At 58.5% G+C, this 11,365-nt stretch carries 8 protein-coding genes; 6 read left to right on the top strand and 2 right to left on the bottom strand.

The features are described from left to right. From DNH61_RS16385 to DNH61_RS16360, 6 genes are all read left to right on the top strand, one after another. Positions 1-5,161 (top strand): non-ribosomal peptide synthetase (locus tag DNH61_RS16385; protein WP_111147765.1); only part of this gene is annotated, 5,161 nt, incomplete at its 5' end. Positions 5,162-5,201: 40 nt separating this feature from the next. Further along, positions 5,202-5,456: a hypothetical protein gene (locus DNH61_RS16380; protein WP_111147764.1), complete on the top strand. Its 255-nt coding sequence runs from the start codon at positions 5,202-5,204 to the stop codon at positions 5,454-5,456. Between the two features lie 39 nt (positions 5,457-5,495). Beyond that, entirely contained in the window at positions 5,496-6,518 is a 1,023-nt protein-coding gene (gene asnA / locus DNH61_RS16375) for an aspartate--ammonia ligase (RefSeq protein WP_111147763.1), read from the top strand. A 31-nt stretch (positions 6,519-6,549) separates the two neighbouring features. Beyond that, positions 6,550-7,824 carry a diaminobutyrate--2-oxoglutarate transaminase gene (gene ectB, locus DNH61_RS16370; RefSeq protein ID WP_111147769.1) on the top strand — a complete coding sequence of 425 codons (1,275 nt, stop codon included), beginning with the start codon at positions 6,550-6,552 and terminating at the stop codon, positions 7,822-7,824. A 12-nt stretch (positions 7,825-7,836) separates the two neighbouring features. Then, positions 7,837-8,568 carry a thioesterase II family protein gene (locus tag DNH61_RS16365; protein ID WP_111147762.1) on the top strand — a complete coding sequence of 244 codons (732 nt, stop codon included), beginning with the start codon at positions 7,837-7,839 and terminating at the stop codon, positions 8,566-8,568. Positions 8,569-8,582: 14 nt separating this feature from the next. Further along, positions 8,583-8,771, top strand: coding sequence for a hypothetical protein (locus DNH61_RS16360; RefSeq protein ID WP_111147761.1), 189 nt, complete (start codon positions 8,583-8,585; stop codon positions 8,769-8,771). Between the two features lie 713 nt (positions 8,772-9,484). Here the strand turns inward: DNH61_RS16360 and DNH61_RS16355 are convergent. Both DNH61_RS16355 and DNH61_RS16350 read right to left on the bottom strand, forming a co-directional pair. Further along, positions 9,485-9,760: a hypothetical protein gene (locus DNH61_RS16355; protein ID WP_111147760.1), complete on the bottom strand. Its 276-nt coding sequence runs from the start codon at positions 9,758-9,760 to the stop codon at positions 9,485-9,487. 208 nt (positions 9,761-9,968) lie between these two features. Continuing rightward, the gene (locus DNH61_RS16350; RefSeq protein ID WP_181438745.1) at positions 9,969-11,312 is read right to left on the bottom strand and encodes a S8 family serine peptidase; all 1,344 of its coding nucleotides are present in this window, start codon (positions 11,310-11,312) and stop codon (positions 9,969-9,971) included. Positions 11,313-11,365: the final 53 nt, after the last annotated feature.

Below are 11,365 nucleotides of genomic sequence, written 5' to 3'. Positions count from 1 at the left end.
CATGGAAGACACCGGCGTCCGGCTGCCGGACCTGAAGTACCTGATGATCACCGGGGAGACAGTGAAGCCGGCGATGGTGCGGCGGTGGTTCGGGCTGTGCCCGGACATCCGGATGGTGAATGCCTACGGCCCGGCCGAAGCGGCAGATGACATCAGCCAGTATGTGATGGACAAGCCGCCGGAGAGCGAGCCGGTGCCGATTGGCAGACCGATCCGCAATATGCGGATCTACATCGTGGACGACCAGCTGCGGCTGTGTCCGGTCGGAACAATCGGCGAAATCTGCGTCTCGGGCATTGGGGTGGGACGCGGCTACCTGCGCGACCCCGAGCGGACAGCGGCGGTATTCCTGGAAGACCCGTTCAGGGAAGAGGAGGGCGTGCGGATGTACCGGACGGGAGACCTCGGACGGTGGCTGCCGGACGGCAATATCGAATTCTACGGCCGGAAGGATTATCAGGTGAAGATCCGGGGCTTCCGGATCGAGCTGGGCGAGATCGAAGCCCGACTGGTCGAGCATGTAGGGGTGAAGGAAGCGGTCGTGCTGGATGTGGAGGATGGGCAGGGCGTGAAGCAGCTGGCGGCGTATGTGACAGCCGCGGGCGAGGCGGCGCCGGAGACGGCGGAGCTGAAGGCATACCTGGCGCGGCATCTGCCGGAGTATATGGTGCCGGCATCGGTGCAGGTGCTGGCGGAGCTGCCGCTGTCGCCAAACGGCAAGATCGACCGCAAGGCGCTGCCGAAGCCGGAGCTGGCCTTGGGCGGCGGCATGGCGGGAGGCCCGCCGCGCACGGAGACGGAGCGGAAGCTGGCGGCGATTTGGCAGGAAGTGCTCGGCGTAGTGGAAGCAGGCCGGGAGCAGTCGTTCTTCGAAGCGGGCGGCCACTCGCTGAAGGCGATGACGCTGGTGTCGCGCATCCACAAGGAGCTGGGCGCAGAGCTGCCGCTGCGGGAGGTGTTCGCCCGTCCGCTGCTGCACATGCAGGCGGCATACATCGACCAGGCTGCAGGGCACGGTGAAGCGTACACCCGTATCCCGCAGGCGCCGAAGCAGCCGCATTATCCGCTGTCTTACGCCCAGCGCAGGATGTATCTGCTCCAGCAGATGAATCCGGGACAGACCGGTTATAACATGCCCGCCGTTGTGGAAGTGACGGGCATGCTCGACACGCAGCGGGTGAAGCGTGTATTCCGGCAGCTCATAGAGCGGCATGAAGCGCTCCGGACATCGTTCCATATGGTGAATAAGGAGCCCGTCCAGCGAATTCACGAGTCTGCCGAGCTGGAGATGAAGCTGGCTGCACTGCCTGCGGGCCTCAGCTGCAGTGAGGAGCAGGCCAAGGTGAGAGAGCTTGTGGAGAGCTTCATTCAGCCATTTGATCTCAGTGAAGCTCCGCTTATGCGGGCCGGCTGGATTCAATGTGCGGAGGAACGCTATATTCTGTTGGCGGATTTTCACCATATCATTTCGGACGGCGTATCCATGAATGTGCTGGTGGAGGAGTTCAACCGTCTCTACAACGGGGAAGCCCTTGCGCCGCTGGCTGTCCAGTACAAGGACTATGCGGTATGGCAGCAGCAGCCGAAGCAGCGTGAACGGCTTGCTGAGCAGGAGCGGTACTGGCTGTCCGTGCTGGATGGCGAGCTGCCGCAGCTGCAGCTTCCGGCGGATTACCCGCGCCCGGCTGTGAAAAGCTTCGAAGGGGCTACGCTATCCTTCAGGCTGGAGCCTGAGCTGGCTGCCCGTATCAGTAATCTGGCGGCTGACCAGCACGCTACGCTCTTCATTATGCTGCTGTCCGCTTATCATGTCATGCTCAGCAAATGCTCGGGCCAGGCTGATATCATCACCGGCGTGCCGACGGCGGGACGGCCGCAAGCGGAGCTTGAGCAGGTGTTCGGCATGTTCGTCAACACGCTGGCTCTGCGCAGCAGACCAGCAGCTGGTCAGAGCTTCCGCTCATTCGCCGGGAAGATGAAGGATCATGTGCTTGCCGCCTTCGAGAATCAGGATTATCCGTTCGAGGAATTGGCAACCCGGCTGCGGGTGGAGCGCGACATGAGCCGCAACCCGGTCTTTGAGACGATGTTTGTCATGCAAAATGCCGGGGAGGCGGAGGGCCGCGACTACGGCCTCTCCTTCCAGCCTTACCCGCTTGAGTACCGGATGGCCAAGTTCGATCTGACGCTAAGTGCAGTGGAGAACGGGCAGGACGGTTCGATCGGGTTCAGTCTGGAATACAGCACCCGGCTGTTTCGGCAGGAGACGGCTGAGCGGCTGGCAGGGTACTACACGCGGGTATTGGAGCAGATTGCGGGCAATCCGGACATGCCGCTGCAGGATATTGCTGTGCTGTCAGAGGCAGAAGAACATAACCTGCTGTATGGCTGGAACAGGACGGCGGCGGAATATCCCCGCAGCAAGACGATCCATCAGATCTTCGAGGAGCAGGCGGCGCTCTGGGCGGACCGGACGGCGCTGGTGCATGAAGGCCGGCGCCTGACCTACCGGGAACTGAACAGCCGGGCGAACGCGCTGGCGCATCGTATGCGTGCCGGCGGTGCGGGCCGGGGAACCATCGCGGCTGTTATGTCGGACCGCTCGGCGTCGATGGTGACGGCGCTGCTGGCCGTGCTGAAGGCAGGAGGGACTTACCTGCCGGTCGATCCTTCGTACCCGCAGGAGAGGGTGCAGTATATGCTGGAGGACAGCAGTGCGGCATGGCTGCTGACCGATGGCTCTGGTCAAGTGCCGGAATCGTTCGCGGGGCAGGTGCTCAGGCTGGACGAGCTGGAGCTTGAATGGACGGGGGCATCAGGGCTTGAAGCCGCTGCGGCGAGAGCTGCCGCTAATCCTGAGCCAGTCAATGAGCCGTCCGATCTGGCGTACATCATCTACACCTCGGGCACGACGGGCAGGCCGAAGGGCGCGATGCTGGAGCACCGGAATGTGGTGAGGCTGCTGCACAATGAGCGCAACCTGTTTGATTTCAGCGAGCGGGATGTGTGGACGATGTTCCACTCGTACTGCTTCGACTTCTCGGTATGGGAAATGTACGGCGCGCTGCTGTACGGCGGCACGCTGGTGGTGGTGCCGCGTGAGACGGCGGTCAATCCGCAGGCGTTCCGGCAGCTGCTCGCCGAAGAGCAGGTGACCGTGCTGAACCAGACGCCGACGGCGTTCTACCAGCTGCTGCAGGAGGAAGCGCGTCATGAGCGGCAGCTGAAGCTGCGGTACATCATCTTCGGAGGCGAAGCATTGAAGCCGCTGCTGCTGAAGCCGTTCCATGCCCGCTACCCGGATACGCAGCTGGTCAACATGTACGGCATAACGGAAACCACGGTGCATGTGACGTACAAGGCGGTCACAGAAGCGGAGATCGAAGCGAACTCGGACAGCATCGGGATGCCGATCCCGACGCTGACGGCCTATGTGCTCGACGGGCAGCTGAAGCCGGTGCCAATCGGCGTGACAGGCGAGCTGTACGTCGGTGGCGAAGGCGTCTGCCGCGGTTACCTGAACCGGCCTGAGCTGACCGCGGAGCGGTTCATCGAGAGCCCGTTCGTGCCGGGTGAGCGGCTGTACAAGTCAGGCGACCTGGCGAAGCGTCTGCCGGATGGCGAGCTGGCGTACATGGGGCGGATTGATCATCAGGTCAAAATCCGCGGCCACCGCATCGAGCTGGCGGAGGTGGAGGCGGCACTGTTGCGGCATGAAGCCGTACAGGAGACGGTCGTGCTCGCCCGTGATGACGGAGACGGGCAGGCATACCTGTGCGCTTATTACACAGCGGCAGCCGGCAAATCCGCAGCAGTTTCATCCCAGCAGGCCGCAGGAGCATCTGAGCTGAGGAGCTATCTGAAGGCGGCGGTACCGGACTACATGATTCCGTCTTACTTCGTTCTTCTTGCATCCATCCCGATGACGGGCAACGGCAAGGTGGACCGCAAGGCTCTGCCGGCCCCGCAGGACCATGTGCAGACAGGTGCTCCCTATGCAGCGCCGCAGAGCGAGGCTGAAGTGGTGCTGTCGGGAATATGGCAGGATGTGCTTGGCATCAGCAGGGCGGGAATTGACGACCACTTCTTCGAATCCGGAGGCCATTCCCTGAAGGCCATGGCGCTGAGCGATGAGATATCCCGGGTGCTGGGCATCAGCCTTCCGCTGCAGGAGGTCTTCCTGCGGCCGACCATCCGGGAGCTGGCTGCCTATATTGAGATGCACAAGGTACGAGAGGACCGGCATAGACAGCATCAGCATCTGGTCCTGCTGAAGAAGGGGAAGGATCAGAACCGCCATGTGTTCATGATTCACGGAGGCAGCGGAGATGTCACTGTCTACATCCCGCTTGTCAACCTGCTGCCGGACGACGCGAATTACTGGGGAATCCAGCTTCCGCCGTGGGAGCAGCCAAGTCCGAAGCAGCTCTCCATTGAAGAGCTTGCAGCGGCCTATGCGGGATATATGGCGGAAATCCAGCCGCATGGCTCCTATACCATTGTGGGCATGAGCCTTGGAGGCACGATCGGATACGAGGTGGCGAGGCTGCTGGAAGCCAGGGGACAGCAGGTGGAACGGCTGGTTCTAATCGATTCGCATGCACCTGCTGCCGCAGATCCGGCTGCGCCGGTCGAGGTGGAGTTCAGCCTGGAAACCGAGCTGGAGCTGGCAGGTGATCTGCTGAGCCGGATGGATGGCATGAACATCTTCAAGGAGACGGGCCTGATGGGCTCCTGCCGCACGATGGAGGAGGTATGGACCCATGTGATCCAGACGGTCGAGCAGCATGAGCACAGGGATGAGCTGCTGGCAGGCATCAAGCTGCTGGCAGATGAAGATATCCGCCAGACGATCCCGCATTTTGACCAGCTCAGTCTCGGCAAGCTGCTGCCTTATGTCCACATGATCCGCAGCTTGACCGCCGCGTTCGCACGCTACAGCCTGCAGCCTTTGCAGCACTGCACGCCTGATCTTATCATTGCTGCGGCATCTGCTGACCTTGATGCTGCGCGGTGGAGTGCGGGAGGCAGCGGGCAGGTGAGGACGTACACCGCAGAAGGTGACCACTACTCCATATTTACCGCACCTTATGTCGCCGGGCTTGCCGCAACGATGCAGGAACTTATCCAACACAAAGAGGCAGCCGGCCAGCCCGTATAAGGGGCTGGACCGGCGGGCCCTGCAGGAGGTGTCAGTGCGCATGCGCACCGCGCAGAAAACGGCCGCTTTTATCGGGTTTGCAATTCTCTACTATATTATCTGCAGTGTAATCGGCCTTGCCTACCTGGCCAACACCAGATATGGGGGCCGGATATCGCTGGAGCACTTTGATGAAGTAAAGAGCTGGATTCTGATTATTTTCCCGTTGATTGCGATTGTTCTGACCGTAGTTACGATGCTGCTCCTGTACAAGCCCTGGAAGAAGAAGCAGGAGCAGGAGACGGTAGCGGACTAGTTGCACAAAAAATTATTGAAGGTTTGGGGTGCGTCCATAATGGCAAATCAAGCGCAGGCAGTTCTCACGCGGACAGATTCGGCAAAAGCGACGGAAAGAGCGATCTTCACAGCCAAAAGCTTGTTCGAGCACAAGCTTGGCAGCAAGCTTAACCTGATGAAGGTCTCGGCGCCGCTGTTTGTGGCGGGCAGCACAGGTATTAACGACAACCTGAACGGCTGGGAACGGTCCGTATCGTTCGACGCGGCTGGCTGTAAGGACATGAGCCTTGAGGTCGTCCAGTCCCTGGCCAAATGGAAGCGGCTTGCCGCCCGTTACTACGGGCTCCAGCCGGGCGAGGGGCTCTATGCCGATATGCGCGCGATCCGCCGTGATGAAGAGCTCAGCCCGCTTCATTCGCTGCTGGTTGACCAGTGGGACTGGGAGCTGGTTATTTCGAAGCAGCAGCGCAGCGAGGATACCTTGAAGTCCAAGGTTCAGCTGATCTACGAAGCGCTGAAGGAGACGGAGGCAGAGCTTGCTGCGCTTGACCCGCTGCTTCCGCCGTTCCTGCCTGAGGCCATCAGCTTCGTGACCTCGCAGGAGCTTGAGGACCGCTTCGGAGCTGGTACGACGCCGAAGGAGCGGGAGCAGCTGATCGCCAGGGAGAAGGGGGCGGTCTTCCTGATGCAGGTTGGCGGCAGGCTGGCTTCCGGCCAGCCGCATGACGGCCGGGCCCCGGATTACGATGACTGGCAGCTGAACGGCGACATCATCGTCTGGAACCCCGTGCTGGAAATGGCCTTCGAAATTTCCTCCATGGGCATCCGTGTCGATGAGGAGTCGCTTGTGCGGCAGCTTAAGGACAGCGGCTGTGCGGAGCGGATGGAGCTTCCTTTTCACCAGATGCTGCTCGGCGGCGAGCTTCCCTATACAATGGGCGGGGGTATCGGGCAGTCGAGGGTAGCCATGCTGCTGCTGCGCAAATCGCATATCGGGCAGGTGCAGATGTCGGTGTGGCCGCAGGACATCGTGAATGCATGCAGGGATCAACAGATTGAGCTGCTCAATGTAATGGCTTAATACCAAAATTATAAGGAAACGAGTGATAATGATGGATATGTTCGAGAAGCACGAATCGAATGTCAGGTCCTACTGCAGATCCTTCCCGGTGGTATTCCGCACAGCTAAAAATGCCGTCCTTCAAGATGAAGCCGGCCGCAGCTATATCGATTTTTTCGCGGGAGCCGGAGCGCTCAATTACGGCCATAACAACGATTTTATCAAAAGCCGCCTGCTCGCCCACCTCCAGGGGGACTATGTGACGCACGGGCTGGACATGTACACGACGGTCAAGAGAGAGTTTATTCAAACCTTCGCCGACCTCGTGCTGAAGCCGCGCAAGCTTGACTACAAGCTGCAGTTCTGCAGCCCGACAGGCACCAACGCAGTAGAGGCGGCAATGAAGCTGGCTCGGAGGGTGAAGGGGCGGACGAATATCTTCGCCTTTATGGGCGGGTTCCACGGCATGTCCCTCGGCAGCCTGGCCGCGACAGGCAACCTGTACTGCCGCCAGGCGGCAGGCATCCCGCTGCAGGGTGTGACGCTGGTGCCGTACCCGGCCGGCGGCATGGAGGGCCTTGACAGCATTGCCTATATGGAGCATGTGCTGAGCGATGAGAACAGCGGTATAGAGAAGCCAGCCGCCATTCTGTTCGAATCGGTGCAGGCAGAGGGCGGTGTGTATCCGGCTCCGGCTGAGTGGATGATCCGCCTGCGCAAGCTGTGCGACGACCATGATATCCTGCTGATCTGCGACGACATTCAGGTCGGCTGCGGCCGGATCGGACCGTTCTTCTCCTTCGAGCGGGCGGGCATTACGCCGGACATCGTGCTGCTGTCCAAGTCGATCGGCGGGTACGGACTGCCGCTGGCGCTTGTTCTGCTGAAGCCGGAGCTCGACATCTGGAAGCCGGGTGAGCATAACGGCACATTCCGCGGCAATCAGCTGGCCTTCACGGCGGCCACGGCTGCGCTGCAGTTCCGGGAGCAGGCAGGGCTTGAACAGGAAGTCATCCGCAAGGGCGAGATCGTGCGGGATTATCTGCACAGCATGGCGGAAGAGCTGGACGGCGAGGTGGAAATCCGCGGCCTGGGACTGTTCTGGGGCATTGATGTGAAAAATGCCGGCGGCGCCGAAGCAGCCAAGCGGATAGCCGAGCAATGCTTCCAGAATGGCCTTATAATGGAGAGAAGCGGACGAAATGATACGGTGCTCAAAATCATGCCGCCGCTCACCATCGAATCCGAGCTGTTAATGGAAGGCCTGCAGCTGATCAGTAAGGCGATGGTAGAGGAGATGGGCTCCAAGTTCATAACGGTGGGATAAAGGAGAGATAGAATGGCTGGTATTGATGTTTTCTGTTTCCCGTATGCCGGCGGCTCGGCGATGTTTTATAAGAAATGGCCGGCGCTTCGCAGTGGGCTGGCCCTTCACCCGGTGGAGCTTGCAGGCCGGGGCAGCCGGGTAGGGGACCCGCATTACGACACACTGTCTGAAGCGGTGGACGAGGCATGTAATTATGTGGAGCTGCATAACCGGAGTGGCGTCTATGCCCTGTTCGGTCACAGCATGGGCGGGCTGCTCGCTTATGAGACGGCCTGCAGGCTGACAGCTGCCGGGTACCGGCAGCCGGAGCATCTGTTTCTGTCCTCAACGCGCTGTCCACAGTCGTTCAGTACACGAGAGCCTGTCGCCCATCTGTCTGACGAGGCGTTCATGGCCAAGATCATGGCTTATGGCGGCACGCCTGCCGAGGTCTTCGCAGATGAAGCGTTGAGGGCTTACGTGCTGCCGATCCTGCGCTCGGACTTCCGGCTGCTCGAGAATCATAAGGCAGCGGACTATGCTCCTCTCGACTGTCCGTTTACGGTTCTGTACAGCTCGCAGGATACGGTAAGCCGGGAGGAGGTTGAGCCGTGGATGAAGAAAACGTTGCAGGATTGCGAGTTTATCACCTATCCCGGCAATCATTTTTATATTCTGGAGCACATGGATGAGGTCTACGGCCAAATCACCGGCAAGCTCGGCGCGTACCTCACGGCTAAGCAGACCGTGATGACCTGGGGATAATGAAGTAACGTGAGATGAAGGCTGTGTTGAAGGCCGTGGTGAAGGCCGTGGTGAAGGCCGTGATGAAGACTGTGTTGAAGGCTATGGTGAAGGCCGTGGTGAAGGCGGGGTGGACAGCAGCTGCCTTGTCCGGAAAAGTCCTGCATACCTTGAATGGTATGCGGGGCTTTTTTTGGCGTAGAGGGGGCGAAGTGGATAGATGATGGGGAGGGTCAATCCATTCGGTTATGGCGCTTGAAACGACTGCCTTCTAATTCATACGAGCTGCCTGCATGATCTGCATAGCCAGAAAACCTGCAAATGTGCAGGCTTTGTGTGCGGCTATTGGCTGTGTGCGTAAATTCCTGCTAATGTGCAGGCTTTGTGTGCGGCTATTGGCTGTGTGCGTAAATTCCTGCTAGTGTGCAGGCTTTGTGCGCGGCAATTGGCTGTGTGTGGGAATTCCTGCAAAAGTGCAGGTATTGTGTGTCGCCCTTGGCCCTGTACGTAAATTCCTGCAAAAGTGCAGGTATTATTGAAGGGGCAGGCTGAAACGGATAAGCAGAGTGAAAAAGGATGTAATTTCGCAGGTATTTTGCCATATGGGGACTTTAAACCGGTGAAAGGATGTAATTTTGCAGGTATTTCCGCTGAACCTCAAACCTCAGTGCTGCACACTTGTTAGCCCAGCACAAGTTACCCCGACCAGGCCATGTTCACTAAGCATAGTCATGGCCGCTGGACGTTACCTAAGTCATGGGTTCGGGTTATCATGTTCCCCTCCCTCCCCACGATCAGCCCATTATGCCCAATAAGTGTACTCATGGCCTCCGAACGCCGCACGTTAGCCACAGCCATGGTCTCAGGTCATATTGTGACCTTTCAGGGCAGAATTTCCGGGTGTCGATCAGCCTGACTCGAGCCTGCAAGTCTTTAGTCAATAATGGTCGATGATCAATGTAAACACTATTGTGCCGACCAGCAGTGATGGCAGCAGAATTTTAACCTCCGGTTGCTTGGCGAAGAATATGCCGTAAGCCGCTGCAAGTGCGGGAATACCCCACAGTATAGACAGAAACAGGATTACAGAACTATAGCCAGAAAGACGGGCAATCGCACTTAGATAAAGGACGATTCCGACCGCCGTCCACACAACCGAACAGATTAGTCCCGCAATGATATTCGGAAGCAGCAGCCTGACTTTCTTACTCATGAAATTTCCCTCCCCGTAGTCCCACCGAGATCATATTCCGAAGGTACGCCAACAAGCCGTGATCAGCTTGATCCCATACCGGCAGATTCACCCCCGGGAGGCTAATTACCCTTAGTAGTTAGACGTTACAAAATATAAAAGGTTCAAAGGGATAATCCCAAAGCCCAAAAAACCGGTCCTTATGAAGGGCCGGTTCTTTCGGCTCGAATCAAGCCGCTTTCGCATCACTGTATGAAAGTGCCTTAACGGCATCGATAAGACCATAACCGGAAAATTCGTCCTTACCCTTGTCAAATAGATCCTTGGACGACTTCGCGATGATCTTCGCCACTTCTCCGGGCTTGAGCGCCTTCTTGCCCTGGCTCGCAATAATGACACCGGCAAGGGCCGATACCTTAGGGGCAGCAAGAGATGTGCCGAAGGCTTGTCCATAACGGCCGTTAAGAGAGGTGGATACACAGAGCACACCTGGATTCTTCTCGCCGCCCGGGGCCATGACATCAATGACATTACGCCCGAAGTTGGAATAGGAAGCCAGCTGCTGATCATACGTTCCGGAAGAAACAACAATCATATCCTTGTGGTCAGGGTTGCGGTAGGTTTTACCGCTGGCATCTTCTCCGTAGAGCAGGCGGGTTAACTGATGGGGATCGGATACATCCGCACCAAGATTGCCGGCCGAGTTGACGACTACTACGCCTTTCTTGATCGCGTATTTGATTGCCCGGCGGAACATCTTAAGCTCGGCTCTGTTCTCCTTCTCGTTCTGCTCCGGGTTCTTGACCCAGATGTAGCCGCCGAGCGACAGATTGATCACATCAGCCTGGTCGTCTGCGGCTGTCATAACGGCTTCCGCGATTTCGAAAGTAGTCGCGCTGTTCAGCTGTCCGAAGACCCGGTAGGAGGCGAGCTTCAGGTCAGGACCGACCCCCATTACTCTTCCATTGGCCGCAATCATCCCCGCAACCATGGTTCCGTGGCCGCTAAAGTCACGGGGGCTTGGCTCATTGTCAACGAAGGATTTGCCGTACAGGTAACTGCCGCTGAGGTCAGGGTGCGTGTAGTCAATGCCAGTATCCACAACGGCAATCACGACAGGGCGCCCGTCGACCGAATGCCCGGTACCGCCCTGCATCTTCCAAGATGCACCGTCTCCGGTCACCTGCTTGATATCCCACTGGTAGGTCTCATACAAATCATGCCCGCCAGCAGCCTCTGCAGCCGGGGGGCTGTCCATTTCTATGTATTCCAGCTGCTCAGGCCTGATAATTCCCGGTATACCCGCGCTTGCAACTGACGGATGGGCTTGTATGGCGGGCAGGAATCCGGGACTCATTGAGGAAGCTTTGACCGCTCCCAGCCTCGGATACTCCTTCTCGATAACGCCGCCTGCGTTGTGCACGGCTGCCCGGTAGTCTGCCGGCAGACCTTCCTCCTGTTCGAACACAACCATGTACTCCATGACGGGATGCTGCATCGCTGACAAGGATGGGGGGAGAGATAAATGGAATAAGGCAACAGCTGATAACGCATAGATTACCCATTTCTTCATGGACAACGGACCCCTTTTCATAAAAGAATGTCCTTGCTTGATACCCTCGATAT

It is taken from the genome of Paenibacillus sambharensis (genome assembly GCF_003233845.1).
GTDB lineage: Bacteria > Bacillota > Bacilli > Paenibacillales > Paenibacillaceae > Paenibacillus_I > Paenibacillus_I sambharensis.
This window is presented reverse-complemented; position numbering and strand designations above follow the sequence as displayed.